Raw genomic sequence first — 20,559 nt, 5'->3', positions numbered from 1 at the left:
AAAAATGGGAAAAGTATTTGAAGCACAATTAATTGGTACAGATTTAAAAATTGGAGTTGTAGTAGGTAGGTTTAATGAGTTTATTACAAGCAAATTATTAGACGGCGCTTTAGATGGACTTAAAAGACATGGTGTACATGAAGATAATATTGATATTGCATGGGTGCCAGGGGCATTTGAAGTACCATTCATTTCAAAGCAAATGGTTGAAACCAATCAATATGACGCTGTTATTGGCTTAGGAACTGTTATACGAGGTGCAACTTCACACTATGATTACGTTTGTAGCGAGTCCGCAAAAGGAATCGCAAAGGTTTCGTTAGATACAAATGTTCCAGTCATTTTTGGTATTGTAACAACTGAAAATATTGAACAAGCAATTGAACGAGCTGGTACGAAGGCAGGAAATAAAGGATATGATTCAGCCGTTTCTGCTATCGAAATGGCTAATCTAAATCAAATGTTTAAAAAATAAATATATAAAGGGATCTTCAGATTTTTTGAAGATCCCTTTAAATGTTTTAAATTAGATTAATTTTTTCTTTCTAAGGTGAAGTCAGTTACTAACTCATCAAGTGTACCAAATCGGTAGCCTTGTTTTTTGGCTTCTTGGATGAATTTTGGCATTGCATCCGCATTATGTTTTGCTACTGTATGCATTAGAATTATTCCGCCAGGATGTAATTGCTTCATTAGTTCATCGTAAGCATATTCCCAACCTTTTTGAGAATTTTTATCCCAGTCTACAAATGCAATAGACCAGAAAATATGTCGATATCCATGACGATTTCCTATCTCTAATACTTTTTCGCTAAATACCCCTTCAGGAGGACGAACAAAATAAGTACGTTCTACACCTGTAAGTTCATTTAGTAATTTATCAAACTTCTTCCATTCATCAATCATTTTCTCCTCTGGCAAGTTGGCCATATTCGGATGACCATAAGAATGATTTCCAATCGTATGTCCTTCATCAATCATCCGTTTAACAAGGTCCGTTGCACTTTTTAAATAATGCCCCGTTAAGAAAAATGTCGCTTTTACATTTTCTTCTCTTAAAGTATTTAATATACTTTCTGTATGCCCGTTTTCAAAACCGTTATCAAAGGTTAAGTAGATAACTTTTTCATCGGGTCTTCCTTTATAAATGGCGTCATATTCCTTTAAAACTGCCTCTAATTCATGGCCCGCATCTGCTGGTTTTCCTTCTTTTGATTTAGTGAATCCCCAATTATAAGTTTTCGCGTATGCAGTATTTGATGGAGCGAATGTAAAAGCCAAAGCAACTACAATGGCGACTAACATACTACCTAAAATGTGATGTTTCCACATGAAAGTAAAGCCTCCTTTGTCTAATTTAGAATGTGCTAATAGGCTTTCATTATGCAAATTGAATAAGAAACATTATTGAAATATAAAAAATATGAAAATGTTTCCCAAATGAAACAACTTAAAAAACAATGTATACTAGCATTAGAAGGAGCGAGTCTGATGCAAGCCATATCAAAAATAGCACGTCAAAAAAATAATCCTGAACGATATAATATTTATTTGAATGATCAATATGCCTTTGCAGTTGATGAGTCGACACTTATAAAGTTTGGCTTAACAAAAGGAAAAGTACTCGACCAATTTGAAATTGATGAAATTACATATGAGGATGAAATTGCTAAAGCCTTTAATCGAGCACTTAATTTTCTAAGTTTTCAAATGCGAAGTGAATTTGAAGTGAAAAAGAAATTGCTTGATATTGGTTTTGGAGAAGCAGTAACTATTGAAGCGATACGAAAGTTAGAAAAACTCGGATTTCTTAATGATGAAACCTATTCAAAAGCACTGCTTGAGACGAAAAAGAAAACCGCAAAAAAAGGTCCTAAGGCAATAAAGCAGGATTTAATAAAAAAAGGTATAGATAAAAAAACGCAAGAAAAAGTGTTAAATACATTTACATACGAAGAACAATTGGAAATTGCAAAGGATTTGGCTCGAAAAGCAGTTAAATCCAATGCAAAAAAAACGCCTTCTCAAGTAAAGCAAAAAATACAAGAGCTGTTAATGCGAAAAGGGTATTCCTTCGATATAATAAATCAAATACTTGACCAAATTGACTTGCAGCGAGAAGATGAAGATTGGCAACAAATGATCGAGCAGCAAGGTGAAAAGCTGTGGAAAAAGTATTCCGCAAAATTCACTGGCAATGAACTGCATATGAAAATAAAACAAGCTTTATATCAAAAGGGTTTTCCGATAGATGTGATTGAAGGGTTTATCGAAGAAAAGGAGAGCGAATAAAATGGAAAAAAGCTATGCACAAATGTCCGAGCAAGAGCTAAGAGAGGAAATTGCAAAGCTTAAGGAAAAAGCAAGAAAAGCCGAACAGCTTGGTATTGTGAATGAATTTGCTGTATATGAAAGAAAAGCAATAATGGCGGCTAGTTATTTAATGGATCCAAAAAGTATTGAAAAAGGTGAAATTTACCGTATCGATGGTGCGCCAGGTGAATTCTTCAAGGTGGAATATTTAAAAGGGCGTTTTGCATGGGGATATCGACTCGGTGGAGAACAATTTGAAGAAGCGTTACCGATTGCATTATTACAACCGACGAAAGTGGGGAAATAATATGGATGTAAACGGAATCATCGAAGAACTAACACAGGAATTAGTAAATAAAAATCCTAATCTAACAGTTGGTAAAGCAAAAACATGGATTGAGCTATTATGGTCAGATTTTGAAACAACTTATGCGAAAGCTGGATATCCATACCGTGGATTTGAGTACACACAACGAATTATTCGTCAATGGATTGAAAGCTATGGAGATAAAATTCACGAATTTGCAGGGCGTAACCCAAAATATGCGAAATTTTTGGAAGAAAGCGATGAGCAAACCCATTAAGAGGTGAAAATTAAGAGTTGCCGTATTAAAGGCAACTCTTAAAATTTTGTTAGCTTGAGCCAATTTGTAGTTTTCTTTGAAGTTTATCTTCGCTGTATATCCAACCTGTATAGGAATTCACAATGTTTAATTCTTCATCCACATGCGCGACTGCGACAAAAGGATAACGATCATTACTACGATAGCGTAAATCGATTAAACGTACTTCTGTCAATCCGTTGGGTAGTTCTGAAATCTCCCAATTATATAGAGGAGAAAAAGAAAGGAAAGCCGCTAAATTTGAGTCTGACAATGCTTTATCCACTAACGGTGTTTTAGGTATTGGGTGAATTTCAATTTTATCGTGTATATTCACTGTACGCCCATAAGCTCTACCAACGTAATAATGGGTTTTAGATTTTGCAGCAACTCTCCAGTTAAAGAAACGCATAGTAGGAGCAACAATAACAAAATCCTCATCCTGTATCGTATTTCGAACTGCTTGTTTTACTGCAGCCTGCACTGCAAATCTTGAGAAATAATAAAGGATGATAATGATATACATCAGCCCAAAAGTAATAACTGAATCTGCTCCAAATACCCAAAGTACAATGCCGACACAATGTATACCAAAGATAAAAGGGTCAAATGTATTAATGACACCGAGAGCTACCCATTTCTTTGAAAAAGGTCGCAACGCTTGTGTTCCATATGCATTGAATATATCAACAAATACATGTAAAAATACAGCTAAAAAAGCCCAAAGCCATATATGAAAGGCGTTTGCATCGGGTACGATTAATGATAATAGACCAGTAATTGCTAAAGGCCATAAAATAACTGCTGGTATTGAATGGGTAATACCACGATGATGCCGAATATATACAGCGTTATTTCTTAGTTTTAATACAGTGTCAATATCAGGCGCTTGTGAACCAAGAAGAGTACCTGCCATCACAGCACCAAAGGTCATTGAATTATTCGCGACAACTGGGTCTACTAATGCTAATCCACCCAAAGCGACGCCCATTACCAAATGTGTGCCTGAGTCCAATTGTATCAACTCCTTAAATCGGAGGTAGGTTGGAATTACTTTTATTAATATGGATAAATTTTCTTTAATTAATTATACCCTATTTTCATCAAAATCAATCGAAACTAAGGAGGATGTCGTGAAATATCCATATATCAGAGAATTTTCTTCAACTCTTGTTAACTGGTACTACAAAGAAAAACGTGATTTACCATGGAGACATACAACTGATCCTTATAAAATATGGGTTTCAGAAGTCATGTTACAACAAACACGAGTTGATACTGTAATACCTTATTACCACCGTTTTATTAATAAATACCCTACGCTAGAATCATTAGCCTATGCCCCGCAGGAAGAACTTTTAAAAATGTGGGAAGGTCTAGGCTATTATTCAAGAGCCCGTAATTTACAAACAGGCGTACGTGAAGTGGTTGAAAAATATAATAGCAAAGTACCTAATAATCGTCACGATATTACAAAATTAAAAGGTGTCGGTCCATATACAGCTGGTGCCATATTAAGTATAGCTTACAATGAGCCTGAACATGCGGTTGATGGCAATGTTATGCGTGTTTTAAGTAGAGTTCTACATATAAAAGAAGACATCGCTCTTCCTAAAACGAAAAAGGTTTTTGAAGAAGCTGTAACACAATTGATTTTTAAAAAGGATCCTGGCTCCTTCAATCAAGCGTTAATGGATTTAGGTGCACAAATTTGTACACCAACTTCTCCAAAATGTTTACTATGTCCAGTCAGAGAATACTGTCTAGCTTTTCAAGAAGGAAAACCAGAGGAGCTCCCGATTAAATCAAAAAAGCAAAAGAACAAAAAAATTAAATATGACATATACATTGCGATAGATGAAGATGGAAAATATCTTTTGCAAAAGCGACCAAGCGAAGGATTGCTTGCAAACATGTGGGAATTCCCAATGATTGAAATAGAGAAAGAAAACATATTAAAATCATATGAAATTTTTCAAAAAAGTTATGATTTGAATATCACGGATTTTTTAAATGATCAATTATTGAAATTTAAGCATGTTTTTTCCCATTTAACTTGGGAAATGGATTGTCACCTAGTACAAGTCCAAAAGACATCAAAGCTTCCAAAAGACTCTAATTTCTATTCAATTGATGAAATAACAAAGCTTCCAATGTCTGTGCCAATGTTAAGGATTTTGAATATTCTGAAATGATTTTTTTTCACTTGCTACGAATAATCTCCGTCTCAACAGTCAACAATATTTATCACGGAGGTGAATTTGAAATGGCAAAACAAAATAACAGAAACAACAACAATAACAACAACAATAACAACAACCAAAACGAAGAGTTTGCAGTAGATCAAGATTTTGCACAAGCTCAAAATCAAAAACAAAAGCAACAAAACAACCAACGCAATAACAACCGACAAAACAACAACAATAACAATTAATCGTTTAGTCAAATCAAATTTCAAGTAATAAAATTAGGTATAGACGCTTGTCTATACCTTAATTTTTTATTTTAAAAAAATTCCGCTATCGGATATTTCTTCTTTTTTTGTATTCTTCTAACTACAAGTTTTCTCAATCCATTGCTATAATATAATTGGGATATTATTTATTTAATTTGAGCAATTGAAAAAGGTGGGCTTTTTTATGGCAATACCGTTAGAAGGAGAAACGATACAAATACATAGCTATAAACATAATGGAAAAATTCATCGTGTTTGGCAGGAGACGATGGTGTTAAAAGGAACGAGAAATATATTCATCGGTGCAAATGAAAGGACCCTTGTTACGGAATCTGATGGACGAACATGGTTAACGAGAGAACCATCCATTTGCTATTTCCACGCTGAACATTGGTTCAATATTATTTGTATGTTACGTGAAGATGGAGTTTACTACTACTGTAATATGAGTTCACCCTATATATTTGATAATAATGCGATAAAATATATTGATTATGACCTCGATATTAAAGTATTTCCCGATATGACATATACATTACTGGACGAAGATGAGTATGATCAGCACAAAAAGGAAATGAGTTATCCAGAAGTAATAGATAAAATATTGAAACGTAATGTGAATAAGTTAGTAAGCTGGATAAAACAAAGAAGAGGACCCTTTGCGCCTGACTTTATCGAAGTTTGGACGAATCGCTATCTATTTAACAAAGAAATGCAAAATGAATAACTAAGAATGGGGTGTCCAGGCTGTTGATTCTGGACACCCTTTCGAATGCTCGTAAAACCCAGATTGTTAATGAAAATTTTGCTCCTGCCTATTCTTGATAGTAACGGTTATTCTATAAAAACATCTGATTTATGAAAGGTGAATCAATAAAACATTCAATTTCTATGGTATATTTTTAGTTACCCGCACAAAACATAAAATTTGTGCGGTGAAACAAAGGAAGTGAACAGGTAGTTTGGGCAGTATAAGACGCTATATGCGATTTGTGAAACCATACCGATGGGAAATTTTATTAACAATTGGAATCGGTATATTAAAATTTGCAATTCCTTTATTTATTCCATTCCTAACTAAGATTGTCATTGACGATATTATTTTAGAGGAGTCATTATCTTATGAAGAAAAAATGACCCAATTATTTTATTGGTTAGGTGGAACAATTATTGTATTTTTCATCGTTCGGCCACCGATTGAATATTATCGTCAATACTTTGCACAGCATGTTGGGAACAAAGTATTGTTTGATATTAGAAAAGAATTGTTCGGTCATTTGCAAAAATTAAGCTTGAAATATTACGCCAATACTCGTGCTGGAGAAGTTATTTCAAGAGTAATAAATGACGTCGAACAGACGAAAAACTTTATAATGATCGGATTAATGAACTTATGGTTAGATATGGCGACAATCTTGATTGTTATCGCAATTATGCTAACGATGGACGTTCAGCTAACAATCATAGCCATTATTTCATTACCGTTATTTGCAATAAGTGTAAAATACTTTTTCAGTAAGCTAAGAGATTTAACACGCAAACGATCACAGGCGTTAGCAGGTGTTCAAAGCTATTTACATGAACGGGTTAGCGGTATAAGTATTATTAAAAGCTTTGCTCTTGAGAAACATGAGCAAAAAATCTTTGATAAAGAAAATGGCGAATTTTTAGATCGTTCCTTAGATCATACCGTTTGGAATGCGAAATCCTTTGCAGTAGTTAATACAATTACAGACATTGCACCTCTTTTAGTTATTGGTTTTGCAGGTTTTGTAGCTATTAATGGGCATTTATCTGTAGGAACAATGGCTGCTTTTATGGGGTATATTGAACGGCTCTACAGTCCGTTGCGAAGATTGATCAATTCATCTACAACCTTAACCCAGTCTATCGCTTCGATGGATCGTATGTTTGAGCTAATGGATGAGGAATATGATGTCCAAAATAAGCCGAATGCAAAGCCGATTTCTTCTGTAAAAGGGCAAGTAGATTTCGATCAAGTAACATTTAAATATGAAAAAGAAGGTAATACCATCTTAAATAACATTAGCTTTCATATTAAACCGGGAGAAACAGCCGCTTTTGTTGGGATGAGTGGTGGAGGGAAATCAACCATTGTAAGTTTACTTCCGCGTTTTTATGATGTGACAAGCGGTGCAGTAAAAATTGATGGAATGAATGTTTCTGATGTTAATATCCATTCCTTGCGGGAACAGATCGGAATTGTACTTCAAGATAACATTCTATTTAGTGATACAGTTAAGCGAAATATATTAATGGGTAGACCTGATGCAACGGATGAGGAAGTGATTGAGGCGGCAAAGGCAGCAAATGCCCATGACTTCATCATGTCACTACCAAATGGCTACGACACAAAAGTCGGGGAACGGGGTGTTAAACTATCCGGTGGACAAAAACAACGAGTTGCAATTGCTCGTGTTTTCTTGAAAAATCCACCTATATTAGTATTGGATGAAGCGACTTCTGCCCTTGACTTAGAAAGTGAAGCACTTATTCAGGAATCCATTGAACGTCTAGCTCATAATCGAACAACAATCATCATTGCGCATCGTCTTTCTACAATAACTCATGCAGATAAAATCTTTGTAATTGATCATGGTGAATTAGTGGAAGAAGGCACCCATGAAACATTAATGCAAAAACAAGGAATTTATCATGACCTATTCCAAATACAGAAACTAAATTAAATACAATCACTTTATTAGGAAAAGAAATCTAATTAGTTATTCATTGACTATTAGATTTCTTTTTTATTTTAAACTTTGCGAAAAATCACTGGCGTGAATGGGAAACTACTAAACTGGTATGGATCAGATAGAAAAAATAAATAGACAAGAATTTCGATAACGAATAGATAGATGAAAGATTGGACTCTTATATTAAAGAAAAAAGTATAACGAGTATATTCGACTAAAATAGAATTTTGTCGAGAAGATTTACATAAAAATAGGAATAATTTACAAATTTTAAACATAAAAATTAGAAGTTAATAGAGACAGGCAGCTGTAAATGATGTTGGAAATAGTTTTATTAATATAAAAACAATTCTAGGAGGTATTTAATGGAACGAAACGTACTGTTAGAAGTAAAGGACCTAGAAACAACTTTCTTTACAAGCGAAGGAAAAGTACCAGCTGTTGATAAAATAAATTTCCGAGTATTTGACGGAGAAATTCTTGGTATTGTTGGTGAATCAGGTTGTGGGAAAAGTGTCACCTCATTATCAATTATGGGATTAGTTCCATCTCCTCCAGGGAAGATTACTTCAGGTGAAATCTCATTTAACAAAGTGGATTTAACAAAGCTTTCCGAAAGAAAAATGCGAAAAATTCGTGGGAATGATATTGCGATGATTTTCCAAGAACCAATGACATCATTAAATCCACTTTTTACAATTGGCAATCAATTGATTGAAGCAATTTTGTTGCATAACAAAAAATGGTCAAAAAAAGAAGCAAAATCCAAGGCAATTGAAATGATGAAGCTTGTCGGCCTACCTCGTCCAGAAGAATTGATGAAGGATTACCCCCATCAATTATCTGGTGGTATGAGACAAAGAGTAATGATTGCGATGGCTTTAGTATGTAATCCGAAATTATTAATTGCTGATGAACCGACTACCGCTTTAGATGTAACAATACAAGCTCAAATATTGAAATTAATAAAGGAATTAAATGATAGATTGCAGATGGCGGTTTTATTAATTACACATGATTTAGGGGTTGTGGCAAAAACCTGTCATCGAGTCATTGTTATGTACGCAGGTCAAATTGTCGAAGAAGCAAATGTACATGAGATTTTTAAGAATCCACAGCATCCTTATACATTGGGCTTAATCAAGTCCGTTCCAGATATGCGATATAAAAAAGACACACTGTATTCAATTCCGGGAAATGTCCCGAAGCCAGGATCAATAGAAGTAGGTTGCCGCTTTGCCTCTCGTTGCGAATTTGCGATGGAACGTTGTGCGAATGAAAATCCATCCCTTTATGAAGTGAATGCTGAAGAGGGCCATAGAGCAAGATGCTTTTTACTTGAAGAGAAAGGAGGATTTTCAAATGTCGAAAGTATTGTTGGAAGTAGCTAACTTAAAAAAGTACTTTCCCATTCATACAGGGGTGCTTTCAGTAAATAAATCTTATGTTAAGGCTGTTGATGATCTATCTTTTAAGGTTCGTGAAGGAGAAACGTTAGGCATTGTAGGTGAATCTGGTTGTGGGAAATCTACAACAGGAAGAACAATTATGAGATTAATAGAGCCAACAGAAGGTTCAATAAAATTTGATGGGATAGAGCTCTCCACCTTATCAAAAAAAGAAATGAGAAATACTCGAAGGGATATCCAAATGGTATTCCAAGATCCTTATGCATCATTAAATCCTCGCCATTCCGTTGAGAAAATTCTAGAAGAGCCATTAATTGTTCACGGTATAGGGTCTTCTGTCGAAAGAAAACGGAAGGTGCATGAATTACTGGAGATTGTTGGATTAAGTGTACACCATGCAAAACGTTATCCTCATCAGTTTAGTGGTGGGCAAAGACAACGCGTTGGTATTGCCCGTGCTCTAATGACGAATCCAAAGTTAATAATTGCTGATGAACCAGTATCTGCTTTAGATGTTTCGATTCAATCCCAAGTATTAAATTTAATGCAAAAGCTACAAGAAGATTTGAGATTAACTTATATTTTTATATCACATGACCTTGGGGTTGTTAGACATATCTCTGACAAAGTAGGAGTGATGTATTTAGGAAGAATGGTAGAGCTTGCTGATAGTGAATCCCTGTATAGAGAACCGTTACACCCATATACACAGGCACTACTTTCTGCAGTCCCGATACCAGATCCTGAGTTTAATAGAGAACAGATACTCCTAAAAGGGGATATCCCAAGTCCTTCAAATCCACCAACAGGTTGTTCTTTTCATTCAAGATGTCCATATGTAATGGATAAGTGTAAAATTGAAATCCCTAAATTTGTAGAAGTTCAAAGTGGTCACTCTGTTGCGTGTCATTTATATAATGAACCGCAGCAATGACATATAAGAAGTTGAAAATCCGAAGGGGGAAAATGATGAAAAACAAAATTTCGTCTTTGTGGCTATTGCTAGTACTATGTCTTGTGTTTTTACTTGTAGCATGTAACGGAAGTGAATCGACTGAACCGGAAGACACTACAGAACAAACAAATGAAGAAACTGAGGAAACAAATGAATCAGTACCGCAAGTATTAGTATTTGGTCGAGGGGGAGATTCTGTTTCACTTGACCCAGCTATCGTAACAGATGGTGAATCATTTAAAGTAACAGAAAATATTTTTGAAACTTTACTTGAATTTGGTGAGCAAGATACAACTGTCCATCCTGGATTAGCTAAAGAATGGGAAGTTAGTGAAGACGGATTAACTTATACGTTTACATTAGAAGAAGGTGTCAAGTTCCACGACGGTACAGATTTTAATGCTGAGGCGGTTGTGAAAAATATTGAACGATGGAAGGGTGGGGCAGAAGAAAAATTCTATTACTTCCATTCAATGTTTAAAGCAAATGGTGAAGACATTATTGAAGAGGTAACAGCTGAAGATGACTATACTGTTGTCTTTAAATTGAGTCGTCCTCAAGCGCCATTCCTTAAAAACCTTGCGATGAGTCCATTTGGAATTGCTTCCCCAACTGCGTTTGAAGCTGCAGGTGACGCATTTGGTGATAACCCAGTTGGAACTGGACCGTTTAAATTTGTTGAATGGAAACGTAATGACTCGATTACGGTAGCAAAAAATGAAGATTACTGGCAAGAGGGCCTACCAAAATTAGATACGATTATTTTCCGTGCAATACCTGAAAATTCAGCACGTTTAAATGCACTATTAGCGGGTGAAATTGACCTAGCAGATGGAATTAATCCATCAGATGTTTCTGTTATTGAAGGCGATGCAAACCTACAATTAATAGAACGTCCATCCATGAATATAGGTTATTTAGGGTTAACAAATACTCGTCCGCCATTTGATAATGTGTTAGTTCGTCAAGCAGTTAACCATGCAATCGATAAACAAGCAATCGTCGATGCGTTTTATGAAGGGCTTGCAGAGGTGGCGGTAAACCCAATGCCATCTTCGATTAGTGGATATAATGATGAAATTACTGGATATGAATATAATCCTGAAAAGGCAAAAGAATTACTAGCTGAAGCTGGATATGATGGCACGCCAATTGAACTTTGGGCAATGCCTGTTCCACGTCCATACATGCCAGATGGACAAAAAATTGCTGAAGCTATCCAAAAGAACTTAGAAGATGTAGGTATCCCTTCCTCAATACAAAGTGTTGACTGGGCGACTTATTTAGATCGAGCTAATAAGGGTGAATTTGATGCATTCTTATTAGGATGGACTGGTGATAATGGAGACGCAGATAACTTCTTGTACACATTATTAGACAAAGACAATATTGGAAGTAACAACTACGCTTACTATTCTAATGATGAAGTACATGATCTTTTATTATCAGCTCAATCAGAAGTTGATGAAGAGGTACGTAATGAATTGTATAAACAAGCCCAAGAAATTATCTTTGAAGAAGCGCCTTGGGTACCATTAGCACACTCTATACCATTATTAGCAGGGAAGAAAGGTGTGACTGATTATTACCCACACCCTACAGGATCTGAAAGCTTAAAGAATGTTTCAATTCAATAGCAGATAAAAGAATAAAAGATTAATAAATCACAAATATCTACAAGTATAGAGGGAAGGTGTCTTGCCTTCCCTCACCTTCATTCCAAAGAATTGAGAGGTGGAGAATATGCTTCCTTACATAGGGAGAAGATGCCTTCAATTAATACCAGTATTACTTGGCATGACATTCATTGTTTTTTTAATCATTAGAGCAATTCCAGGAGATCCAGCAAGAGTTATTTTAGGTCAACAGGCTTCCGCTGAGTTAATAGAAGCACTCCGTAAGCAATTAGGACTTGATAATCCTTGGTACATTCAATACTTCGAATATTTAAAAGGTTTGTTAACTGGAGATTTAGGTGAGTCACTTCGTACAAAACAACCTATTGTTACAGAAATTTGGCCATATTTGGCTGCAACGATTGAATTGGCTTTGTTTGCGATGATTCTTGCAGTTGTTATCGGTATGAATGCAGGGATTATTTCAGCATGGTTTCAAAATTCATGGTTTGATTATTTAGCAATGATTATTGCATTGATTGGGGTATCTATGCCTATTTTCTGGTTAGGATTAATGGAGCAATGGGCGTTCAGTATAAACTTAGGATGGTTACCGACTTCAGGTCGTGAGGATGTACGAGCCCCTGTAGAAGCAATCACACATTTCTATCTAGTAGATACACTTATTCAAGGTCGCTTTGATCAGTTTTTAACAATTATCAAATACCTAATTTTACCAGGACTTGCACTGGCGACGATTCCGATGGCAATAATCGCTCGTATGACTCGTTCTTCGATGTTAGAAGTGATGCGTTCAGATTATATTCGAACTGCAAGGGCAAAAGGACAAAAAATGGTCAAAGTCGTCTATAAGCATGCGTTGAAAAATGCACTTATCCCAATCTTAACAGTAATCGGTCTACAAACAGGGTTATTGTTAGGTGGAGCCATTCTAACGGAGACAATATTTAGTTGGCCGGGGATAGGAAGGTATATATACGAAGCAATTGGATTCCGTGATTACCCAGTGATTCAATCTGGAATTTTAGTTGTTGCCTTTATGTTTGTAATGATTAACCTCTTTGTCGATATCCTATACTCTGCAATCGATTCGCGCATTCGATATAACTAGGAGGTGGATGTTTAAATGGTCTCGAAATCTATTGAACTTACAACAAAAAAGGAGAAGGTAAAAGGACCTTGGCAGGAAGCGTGGCAAACCTTTTTGAAAAATAAAGTCGCAATTGTTGGAACATGCATCGTTATATTTTTCATTCTCCTTGGATTAATAGGTCCTTTTTTTGTACCTCAAGGTATTAATGAACAAGACTTTAGTTTAAAGCTTCTGCCACCTTCGAGTGAGTATTGGTTTGGTACGGATGATTTCGGTAGAGATATTTTTTCACGCATTGTTCATGGTGCTAGAATTTCTTTGGCAGTTGGATTTTTTGCAGTTATTCTATCTGTAATCGTAGGCAGTTTCCTTGGCATCGTTGCCGGGTATTATGGGCGTTGGATTGATACGGTTATTTCAAGGGTTTTCGATATTATGCTAGCATTCCCAAGTATTCTTTTAGCAATTGCAGTAGTATCCATGTTAGGTCCGTCTCTTCAAAATGCGTTAATCGCCATTGCAATTGTCAATGTGCCGAATTTTGGACGTCTTATAAGGTCAAGGGTGCTAAGTGTAAAGGAAGAAGAGTATATTGTTGCTGCTAAAGCAATTGGGATGAAAGATTCGCGAATATTATGGCGACATATACTCCCGAATTCCTTTTCACCTGTTATTGTTCAAGGGACACTTGCTATTGCGACGGCAATTATAGAAGCAGCAGCGTTGGGCTTTTTAGGATTAGGAGCAGAAGCACCAAACCCTGAATGGGGGAAAATGTTATCAGACGCACGTTTATTCCTTATGACTGCGCCGTGGACAATGATTTTTCCTGGGCTTGCTATTATGTTAACTGTTCTTGGATTTAATTTAATGGGAGACGGGTTAAGGGACGCACTAGATCCGAAAATGAAAAATTAAAGTAGTAAACAAAGGTAAAAGGATGCCCCATCAATTCAAAATTGTTGATGGAAGCATCCTATTTTTAATAAAAATCTTCTTCTAAATCTGGGTTTTTTTCTTGTCCGTGATAGTTACGGAATGAAACGATAAGTGTATCCAAATGAGTCAGGTTTTCTTCATAGTCTAATATTCTTGAAAAAATATAAAATAGATGGAATGAAGAGAATTCTTCCTCTTCTACTTCAGTTTTTCCTAACGTAATTTGCTTGATAATCTCGTTAATAACCTCCGAGCGATTTAAGCGCCCCTCATCTACATTTAATTGAGAATGCTCTGGCCTCAGCTTTCCAGTATACTTTAACAATAATTGCTCGTGGAAGGTTAATAAATAATCAAGCCGTTCTTGAATTACTAAACGAAATGATTCTGGTAAATTACTCATTTCATTTTCATGTTTATGAATACGTTGCAAAAGCTCAATACTTTTCTTTGTTGTCGTAATCATTTGTCGATAAATAACGAGTTTACGTGCTTGAGTTCTTCTTTTACTTTTACGATAATGTCTTTCCTCTTTATAAAAACCATACATATTCTCAACATCAGATAGCCGCTTTTCAAATTTAGAAAGTGCATTTTTCGTCGATATATGTTCCGCTGCACTTCGGATAGCAAGTCGTGTCCAACGAATGATATCATCCTGTAATGAGTCAATCATTGTAAAAAGTTTAATTTCATAACGGGGCGGAAGGAATACTAAATTTACTACGAATGCTGCAAATACACCAATCATAACAGTAATAAACCGTATCGCACCAAATTCTAAGAAGCTGTCCCCTTCATAAACCATAATCGCAACAAGAGTTACAAGTGCTAAGGATAAGGAGCTTACAAGATTAAATTTACGCATTAAAGCAATCACAATAATAGCAGCAATACCTATAGCTACGATGTGATGACCAAACAGTAAACCGAAAATAACAGCAATTCCTGCACCAATTAAATTTCCTTGTATTTGTTCCACGATTGATAAATAGGAACGATAGATTGATGGTTGAATTGCAAAGATTGCAGCAATACCTGCAAAAACTGGTGATGGTAGATTAGTTAATTCTGCTAAAAATAATGCAAATACAATCGCCACACCCGTTTTTAATACTCGGGCACCTAGTTGCATAGAATGTGCAGCCCTCTCTTTCTATTGTTTTGAAAGTTGAGAAAAAGCATAATCACAAGCTTCTATTGTTTCAATAATGTCTTCTTCTTTATGCTCAGTTGTTAGGAACCAAGCTTCGTATTTCGATGGAGCAAGATTGATTCCTTTTTCAAGCATTAGCTTAAAGAAGCGACCAAACTTTTCACCATCTGAATTTTTTGCTTGTTCGTAGTTCTCTACTTTTTCATTTGTGAAATAAACAGTTAAAGCGCCTTTAACACGATTTACAGTAATAGTAACACCGTGTTTTTGTGCAGTTTCTATAATGCCTTTTTCAAGCATCGCACCAAGACGATCCATTTCCTCATATATGCCAGGTTGTTTTAATACTTCTAAACATGCGATACCGGCTAACATTGACGCTGGATTACCTGCCATTGTTCCAGCTTGATATGCTGGTCCAAGTGGTGCAACAGTATCCATAATTTCTTTGCGACCACCATATGCTCCGATTGGCAGGCCTCCACCGATAATTTTACCAAATGCAGTTAAGTCTGGTTTTAATCCAAGTAAATCATGTGCGGCACCGTAATGGAAACGGAATGCTGTAATAACTTCATCGTGTATTGTTAAAGCACCATTTTCTTTTGCAAGCTCATGAACGAATTCTAGGAAACCAGGGTTCGGCATAACCATCCCGAAATTACCTACGATTGGTTCAATTAAAATGGCTGCAATTTCTGTTCCCCATTGATCCATAGCTAGTTGGAATTCTTCTTTGTTATTAAAAGGAACTGTAATGACTTCAGTAGCAACGTTTACAGGAACACCAGCGGAATCAGGCGAACCAAGAGTTGCAGGTCCTGAACCAGCAGCAACTAATACTTGGTCAAAGTGTCCATGATAGCATCCAGCGAATTTGATGATTTTTGTACGACCTGTAAATGCGCGGGCGACACGGACAGTGGTCATAACTGCCTCTGTACCTGAATTAGTAAAACGTACTTTATCAAGTGAAGGGATAGCTTCTTTTAACATTTTGGCAAATGCAACTTCATGTTCAGTAGGTGTTCCGAAAAGCACACCAGTTTGTGCTGCATGGGAAATTGCCTGTGCAATGTGTGGATGACCGAAACCAGTGATGATAGGTCCATAACCAGCTAAATAGTCGATGTACCTGTTTCCATCAACATCATAGAAATAGGCTCCTTGTCCTCTTTCCATAACAACTGGGGCTCCACCACCAACCGCTTTATAAGAACGTGATGGACTATTTACACCACCTACGATATGTTCGAGCGCTTCTTTATATACTTTTTCAGATTTTGTATGATTCATGAGAAATCCTCCAATATTGATATTTCAATATCATTGTAGCCTTAATTACATAAAAGTGGCAAAGAAATTGAAACTATTAGGAGAGTTCTGTACGATAATCGAAAGGGGAGGAATAAATATGCAAACTTTATTAAATGAAAAAGCACCAGATTTTACATTGTTAAATGAAAAAGGTGAACAGGTGACTTTAAGCGATTTTCGTGGGAAAAAGGTTGTTCTTTATTTTTATCCAAAAGATATGACACCGGGCTGTACTACAGAAGCTTGTGATTTCAGAGATCACCATGAATCTTTTGAAAAATTAAATGCTGTAATTTTAGGAGTAAGTGGTGATTCATCAGAGCGCCATATAAAATTTATTGAAAAATATGGTTTACCTTTTTCATTACTTGTCGATGACGACCATCAAGTAGCTGAAGCCTACGGGGTTTGGGTATTAAAGAAAATGTATGGTCGTGAGTATATGGGCATCGAGCGTTCTACATTTTTAATCGATGAAGAAGGTGTAATTGTAAATGAATGGCGAAAAGTTAAAGTGAAAAATCATATAGATGAAGTACTAGAGACGATAAAGGGAGGAGAGAAGTAAGTGAAAATTTATTTTACATTTGAACCAAGACCGGATTTACGTGAGCCTCTCGTTGAAGAATTTCCAAACATAGACTTTGTGTTTCATAGAAAACTGAAGGAAGATGAATTAAGCGGAGTAGATGTTTTAGTAACTTATGGAGAAGATTTAAATGAAAAAAGAATTGAATTGGCAAAAAATCTAAAATGGATTTTTGTCGTTTCTGCTGGAGTGGAGAAAATGCCACATCAGGCGATACATGACAGAGGGATTTTGGTTTCCAATGTGCGCGGCATTCATAAAAAGCCAATGGCAGAATCGATTTTAGCTCATATATTAGCTATAAAACGAGTACTTCCATTCATCTATGAAAATCAGCAAAAAGGGGAATGGAATAAAGACACGCGTCCTACTGAATTAAATGGAAGTACTGCTTTAATCCTAGGACCAGGAGCCATTGGCGAAGAAATCGGAAGACTATTACAGGCCTTTGAAGTATATACTATAGGATGTAATCGTAGCGGAGACGACGTACCTTATATGAATGAAACATATCAAATTAAGGATATAATGTCAGTATTACCAAGAGCAGAAATTGTGATCTCTATCTTGCCGAGTACTCCTGAAACTAAACATTTACTAACGTATGAGCATTTTAAACAAATGCGTAGGGATACAATATTCTTAAATTTTGGACGTGGCGATCTTGTATCAACAGATGTACTGATTAAAACGTTGGAAGAGCAATTGATTTTACATGCTGTATTAGATGTATTTGAAGAAGAACCATTACCAAGCTCGAGCAAACTTTGGGAATTAGACAATATAACGATTTCACCACATTTTTCAAGTCATTCATCACGCTATTTAGAAAGAAGTTTTGAGATTTTTAAACCAAGCTTAAGAAAATGGCTAAATGGTGATGAGAATTTAGAAAATAAAATGGACATACTTCGTGGATATTAAGGATAAAACATAATTTTTTTGTAAATCTTAAGTTTTTTAAAAAATAATGAATATTTATTGAAAATGAGAGTAAATTATTTGTAAAAAGCACGGAAATATTGACAATCAACGGTTTTAGGAAGTACACTAATTATAACAATTATTAGATAAGAATTTTTTAGAAAAGAGGTGCATGGCGATGTCTGAAATGCATTTAAAGGATGCTCTAGACACGTTAAAGACAACAGGTGTTAGAATTACTCCCCAACGTCATGCTATTTTAGAATATTTAATAGAATCAATGAATCACCCAACAGCGGATGAAATATATAAATCGCTTGAAGGTAAATTCCCTAATATGAGTGTAGCAACGGTATACAACAATTTGCGTGTATTCCGTGAGGCTGGATTAGTAAAAGAGTTAACATATGGGGATACTGCAAGCCGTTTTGATTTTGTGACGAATGATCACTATCACATGATTTGTCAATGTTGCGGTAAAATCGTTGACTTCCATTATCCAGGATTGAATGAAGTGGAGCAATTCGCATCTCATGTAACTGGTTTCCAAGTGAATTCACATCGTCTTGAAGTGTATGGCACTTGTCCAGATTGCGTTGATAATGTAGATAGAAAAGCAAATTAACCTAGCAGCAAGAGCTCGCTAGGTTTTTTGATTTTTAAAGACTATAAAATTTCCATTGTTTATAACTTAGTTGTTAGGTAAATTACAGAATCAAAAGTTTAAGCTAAAGGATTTTAATCTCTCAATAAGTAAATAAAAAACTAATCCCTCTGATTAAGTAAAAGGATTAGTTTTGTTTTTTATCTATTCTTTTTAGTATTATATCTTTGGTCAAACTCTTTACCAATTAAAGTTGGATCTAAAGTTAATGGTTCATTACAATACATACACATATCAACACGACCAAGTACTTTCGTATGTTTTCCGCAATTTGGACAAACAACTTGAACTGCTCTTGTGGACAGCAATCCAATCCAAGCGTAAACCGCAGTACTACCAATGATACAAATTAAGCCTAATACCATAAAAATAATTACAAGTGCCTGATTTTCACGGAAGAATATAGCACCGTACATAATTACAAATCCAATGAAAATAAGCGAAAGTGCAAAAGTACGAATTTTATTTATTTTACTTGTATATTTCTTCATAATTGACTGCCTCCCAACTTTCCATTCTACTATAACATAGAACGTTATCGTAGTAATGTGAAACATTTGAGAAGGAATCTCGTTTATTATGTCGAATTGATAACTTACTTTTTTATTTATAATAGGAGGACTTTTAATGGAACATATACTACGTCCCATTTATCAAGAACGTGCAAGTCAACCAGATACGCTAGGAGTCATAATTGTTAAAAAGGTAGAGGATGCAGAAAATATAACCGATACTTTTGATACAGTGCTATTTATTATCGTGCGAGAAGCAGAAGTGCCTGTTTTTACAAAACATTATTTGCACGAAAATCAAAAAATGGTTATGCATGTTGTGAAAGAAGAAACATTGAATAAATGGTTATTTATCGGTTCAAAAAAACGAGTGGTAGATTGGATTTTTCATGGGAAAATTCTCTTCGATCGTAACGAGTATCTAGTAAAATTAAGATCTAAGCTTCAGGAACACCCCTTCTTTGGTCGCAAGATAAAAACAGGTATACAGTTTGCCAAGTTAATTCGTCGTACGCTTGAAGGGAAGGAATTATTTAATAGAGAAAATTATTTAGATGCATATAGTAACGTTATTGAGTCATTACATCATCTAGCAAGTCTTTCCGTCATTGATAAAGGCTTATATCCTGAGGTAACAGTATGGTCGCAGGTGAAAAAAATTGAACCACAAATTTACAAGTTATATGAAGAACTTGTTTTTAGTAAAGAAAGCTTAGAAAAGAAATTGGAGCTTTTATTTTTAGCAATTGAATTTATGATAAATTCAAGAACACATGAGGGTGCCCAGCATATATTAGAGACGATGTTGAAAAAAGATGTATGGACTGTTCAAGAATTACATACGAATAATGAATTGAAATTTTACTCAGGTGATTTAGAAGTTTTTGTCGAATACTTAATCGATAAAGGGTTTATTCGAGTCGAGCAAGTTGAATCGAAAAATGAATTGATACAACATCGATTATATAGAGTAGATAAAGAACTTGTAGAATCTAAATATGATTTATAAAGGTCCAAGGATTATTTAAAATAAAATATAAATTAATTTTCCAAAAAGTGTTGACTTCTATATGATTTGTATAGTAAGATAATCAACGTCGCTAAGATAAGTCGATAAAACATCTAAATCATTTTGTTTTTCGGAAATAACTTTTTAACAAAAAAGTGTTGACGAGTTAATAGATAAATGATATATTAGAGAAGTCGCTGAAAAAACAGATAGCGAGATATGAACCTTGAAAACTGAACAACAAAACGTTAATGAATTAAACGTTTCT

General features: G+C 35.3%; 22 protein-coding genes. 17 read left to right on the top strand and 5 right to left on the bottom strand.

The window, feature by feature from the left end:
• Positions 1-4 precede the first annotated feature (4 nt).
• Positions 5-475, top strand: coding sequence for a 6,7-dimethyl-8-ribityllumazine synthase (gene ribH / locus CD30_RS13750; protein ID WP_036177994.1), 471 nt, complete (start codon positions 5-7; stop codon positions 473-475).
• A gap of 56 nt (positions 476-531) precedes the next feature.
• Here the strand turns inward: ribH and CD30_RS13745 are convergent, their stop codons facing one another.
• A complete protein-coding gene (locus tag CD30_RS13745) occupies positions 532-1,332 on the bottom strand; it encodes a polysaccharide deacetylase family protein (protein WP_036177992.1) in 801 nt (266 codons plus the stop codon).
• Positions 1,333-1,491: 159 nt separating this feature from the next.
• On the opposite strand from CD30_RS13745, the gene recX reads away from it, so the two are divergent.
• From recX to CD30_RS13730, 3 genes are read left to right on the top strand one after another with little or no spacing between them, the layout of a single operon-like run.
• Positions 1,492-2,292, top strand: a complete 801-nt coding sequence (gene recX, locus CD30_RS13740) for a recombination regulator RecX (RefSeq protein ID WP_036177991.1) — start codon at positions 1,492-1,494, stop codon at positions 2,290-2,292.
• Position 2,293: 1 nt separating this feature from the next.
• The gene (locus CD30_RS13735) at positions 2,294-2,620 is read left to right on the top strand and encodes a YfhH family protein (RefSeq protein WP_036177989.1); all 327 of its coding nucleotides are present in this window, start codon (positions 2,294-2,296) and stop codon (positions 2,618-2,620) included.
• 1 nt (position 2,621) lies between these two features.
• On the top strand, positions 2,622-2,897 hold the full coding sequence (locus CD30_RS13730; RefSeq protein ID WP_036177987.1) for a YfhJ family protein: 276 nt from the start codon (positions 2,622-2,624) through the stop codon (positions 2,895-2,897).
• Between the two features lie 49 nt (positions 2,898-2,946).
• Here CD30_RS13730 and CD30_RS13725 read toward each other — a convergent pair whose 3' ends face one another.
• Positions 2,947-3,930 carry a metal-dependent hydrolase gene (locus CD30_RS13725; RefSeq protein ID WP_036177985.1) on the bottom strand — a complete coding sequence of 328 codons (984 nt, stop codon included), beginning with the start codon at positions 3,928-3,930 and terminating at the stop codon, positions 2,947-2,949.
• Positions 3,931-4,048: 118 nt separating this feature from the next.
• Between CD30_RS13725 and mutY the strand changes: the two genes are divergently transcribed.
• The 9 genes from mutY to CD30_RS13685 all read left to right on the top strand — a co-directional run bounded on the left by mutY (position 4,049) and on the right by CD30_RS13685 (position 14,099).
• Positions 4,049-5,110 (top strand): A/G-specific adenine glycosylase, encoded by a 1,062-nt coding sequence (mutY, locus tag CD30_RS13720; protein WP_036177983.1) that lies wholly within the window; start codon positions 4,049-4,051, stop codon positions 5,108-5,110.
• 71 nt (positions 5,111-5,181) lie between these two features.
• Positions 5,182-5,349 (top strand): hypothetical protein, encoded by a 168-nt coding sequence (locus CD30_RS20335; protein WP_170215844.1) that lies wholly within the window; start codon positions 5,182-5,184, stop codon positions 5,347-5,349.
• 205 nt (positions 5,350-5,554) lie between these two features.
• Positions 5,555-6,097: a nucleoside tri-diphosphate phosphatase gene (ntdP, locus tag CD30_RS13715; protein WP_036177981.1), complete on the top strand. Its 543-nt coding sequence runs from the start codon at positions 5,555-5,557 to the stop codon at positions 6,095-6,097.
• Between the two features lie 235 nt (positions 6,098-6,332).
• Positions 6,333-8,078: an ABC transporter ATP-binding protein gene (locus CD30_RS13710; protein WP_036177979.1), complete on the top strand. Its 1,746-nt coding sequence runs from the start codon at positions 6,333-6,335 to the stop codon at positions 8,076-8,078.
• 374 nt (positions 8,079-8,452) lie between these two features.
• The gene (locus CD30_RS13705) at positions 8,453-9,478 is read left to right on the top strand and encodes an ABC transporter ATP-binding protein (RefSeq protein ID WP_036177977.1); all 1,026 of its coding nucleotides are present in this window, start codon (positions 8,453-8,455) and stop codon (positions 9,476-9,478) included.
• The gene (locus tag CD30_RS13700) at positions 9,450-10,430 is read left to right on the top strand and encodes an ABC transporter ATP-binding protein (protein WP_036177975.1); all 981 of its coding nucleotides are present in this window, start codon (positions 9,450-9,452) and stop codon (positions 10,428-10,430) included. The genes CD30_RS13705 and CD30_RS13700 overlap by 29 nt, the downstream gene beginning before the upstream one ends.
• A 32-nt stretch (positions 10,431-10,462) precedes the next feature.
• The gene (locus CD30_RS13695) at positions 10,463-12,088 is read left to right on the top strand and encodes an ABC transporter substrate-binding protein (protein ID WP_036177973.1); all 1,626 of its coding nucleotides are present in this window, start codon (positions 10,463-10,465) and stop codon (positions 12,086-12,088) included.
• 106 nt (positions 12,089-12,194) lie between these two features.
• On the top strand, positions 12,195-13,199 hold the full coding sequence (locus CD30_RS13690; protein ID WP_036177971.1) for an ABC transporter permease: 1,005 nt from the start codon (positions 12,195-12,197) through the stop codon (positions 13,197-13,199).
• Between the two features lie 15 nt (positions 13,200-13,214).
• Entirely contained in the window at positions 13,215-14,099 is an 885-nt protein-coding gene (locus tag CD30_RS13685; protein WP_036177969.1) for an ABC transporter permease, read from the top strand.
• Between the two features lie 64 nt (positions 14,100-14,163).
• On the opposite strand, the gene CD30_RS13680 is transcribed toward CD30_RS13685, so the two are convergent.
• Both CD30_RS13680 and CD30_RS13675 read right to left on the bottom strand, forming a co-directional pair.
• On the bottom strand, positions 14,164-15,255 hold the full coding sequence (locus tag CD30_RS13680) for an FUSC family protein (protein WP_036177967.1): 1,092 nt from the start codon (positions 15,253-15,255) through the stop codon (positions 14,164-14,166).
• A gap of 21 nt (positions 15,256-15,276) precedes the next feature.
• A complete protein-coding gene (locus CD30_RS13675; protein WP_036177965.1) occupies positions 15,277-16,572 on the bottom strand; it encodes a glutamate-1-semialdehyde 2,1-aminomutase in 1,296 nt (431 codons plus the stop codon).
• A 118-nt stretch (positions 16,573-16,690) separates the two neighbouring features.
• Between CD30_RS13675 and bcp the strand changes: the two genes are divergently transcribed.
• The 3 genes from bcp (at position 16,691) to perR (ending at position 18,731) form a co-directional block, all read left to right on the top strand.
• A complete protein-coding gene (gene bcp, locus CD30_RS13670; RefSeq protein WP_036177963.1) occupies positions 16,691-17,161 on the top strand; it encodes a thioredoxin-dependent thiol peroxidase in 471 nt (156 codons plus the stop codon).
• On the top strand, positions 17,162-18,106 hold the full coding sequence (locus CD30_RS13665; RefSeq protein ID WP_036177961.1) for a D-2-hydroxyacid dehydrogenase: 945 nt from the start codon (positions 17,162-17,164) through the stop codon (positions 18,104-18,106).
• 178 nt (positions 18,107-18,284) lie between these two features.
• On the top strand, positions 18,285-18,731 hold the full coding sequence (gene perR, locus CD30_RS13660) for a peroxide-responsive transcriptional repressor PerR (protein ID WP_036177959.1): 447 nt from the start codon (positions 18,285-18,287) through the stop codon (positions 18,729-18,731).
• Positions 18,732-18,910: 179 nt separating this feature from the next.
• On the opposite strand, the gene CD30_RS13655 is transcribed toward perR, so the two are convergent.
• Entirely contained in the window at positions 18,911-19,261 is a 351-nt protein-coding gene (locus tag CD30_RS13655) for a YgzB family protein (protein ID WP_036177957.1), read from the bottom strand.
• Positions 19,262-19,397: 136 nt separating this feature from the next.
• Between CD30_RS13655 and CD30_RS13650 the strand changes: the two genes are divergently transcribed.
• The gene (locus CD30_RS13650) at positions 19,398-20,291 is read left to right on the top strand and encodes a nucleotidyltransferase-like protein (RefSeq protein WP_036177954.1); all 894 of its coding nucleotides are present in this window, start codon (positions 19,398-19,400) and stop codon (positions 20,289-20,291) included.
• The last annotated feature ends 268 nt before the right edge of the window (positions 20,292-20,559 follow it).

This window comes from Ureibacillus massiliensis 4400831 = CIP 108448 = CCUG 49529, assembly GCF_000772965.1.
Classification (GTDB): Bacteria; Bacillota; Bacilli; order Bacillales_A; family Planococcaceae; genus Ureibacillus; species Ureibacillus massiliensis.
This window is presented reverse-complemented; position numbering and strand designations above follow the sequence as displayed.

Bases quoted from the DNA above. Each gene is read 5' to 3' on its own strand.
- ribH (WP_036177994.1), top strand. From the start codon at position 5: ATGGGAAAAGTATTTGAAGCACAATTAATTGGTACAGATTTAAAAATT.
- CD30_RS13745 (WP_036177992.1), bottom strand. From the start codon at position 1,332: ATGTGGAAACATCACATTTTAGGTAGTATGTTAGTCGCCATTGTAGTT.
- recX (WP_036177991.1), top strand. From the start codon at position 1,492: ATGCAAGCCATATCAAAAATAGCACGTCAAAAAAATAATCCTGAACGA.
- CD30_RS13735 (WP_036177989.1), top strand. From the start codon at position 2,294: ATGGAAAAAAGCTATGCACAAATGTCCGAGCAAGAGCTAAGAGAGGAA.
- CD30_RS13730 (WP_036177987.1), top strand. From the start codon at position 2,622: ATGGATGTAAACGGAATCATCGAAGAACTAACACAGGAATTAGTAAAT.
- CD30_RS20335 (WP_170215844.1), top strand. From the start codon at position 5,182: ATGGCAAAACAAAATAACAGAAACAACAACAATAACAACAACAATAAC.
- ntdP (WP_036177981.1), top strand. From the start codon at position 5,555: ATGGCAATACCGTTAGAAGGAGAAACGATACAAATACATAGCTATAAA.
- CD30_RS13705 (WP_036177977.1), top strand. From the start codon at position 8,453: ATGGAACGAAACGTACTGTTAGAAGTAAAGGACCTAGAAACAACTTTC.
- CD30_RS13700 (WP_036177975.1), top strand. From the start codon at position 9,450: ATGTCGAAAGTATTGTTGGAAGTAGCTAACTTAAAAAAGTACTTTCCC.
- CD30_RS13695 (WP_036177973.1), top strand. From the start codon at position 10,463: ATGATGAAAAACAAAATTTCGTCTTTGTGGCTATTGCTAGTACTATGT.
- CD30_RS13690 (WP_036177971.1), top strand. From the start codon at position 12,195: ATGCTTCCTTACATAGGGAGAAGATGCCTTCAATTAATACCAGTATTA.
- CD30_RS13685 (WP_036177969.1), top strand. From the start codon at position 13,215: ATGGTCTCGAAATCTATTGAACTTACAACAAAAAAGGAGAAGGTAAAA.
- CD30_RS13680 (WP_036177967.1), bottom strand. From the start codon at position 15,255: ATGCAACTAGGTGCCCGAGTATTAAAAACGGGTGTGGCGATTGTATTT.
- CD30_RS13675 (WP_036177965.1), bottom strand. From the start codon at position 16,572: ATGAATCATACAAAATCTGAAAAAGTATATAAAGAAGCGCTCGAACAT.
- bcp (WP_036177963.1), top strand. From the start codon at position 16,691: ATGCAAACTTTATTAAATGAAAAAGCACCAGATTTTACATTGTTAAAT.
- perR (WP_036177959.1), top strand. From the start codon at position 18,285: ATGTCTGAAATGCATTTAAAGGATGCTCTAGACACGTTAAAGACAACA.
- CD30_RS13655 (WP_036177957.1), bottom strand. From the start codon at position 19,261: ATGAAGAAATATACAAGTAAAATAAATAAAATTCGTACTTTTGCACTT.
- CD30_RS13650 (WP_036177954.1), top strand. From the start codon at position 19,398: ATGGAACATATACTACGTCCCATTTATCAAGAACGTGCAAGTCAACCA.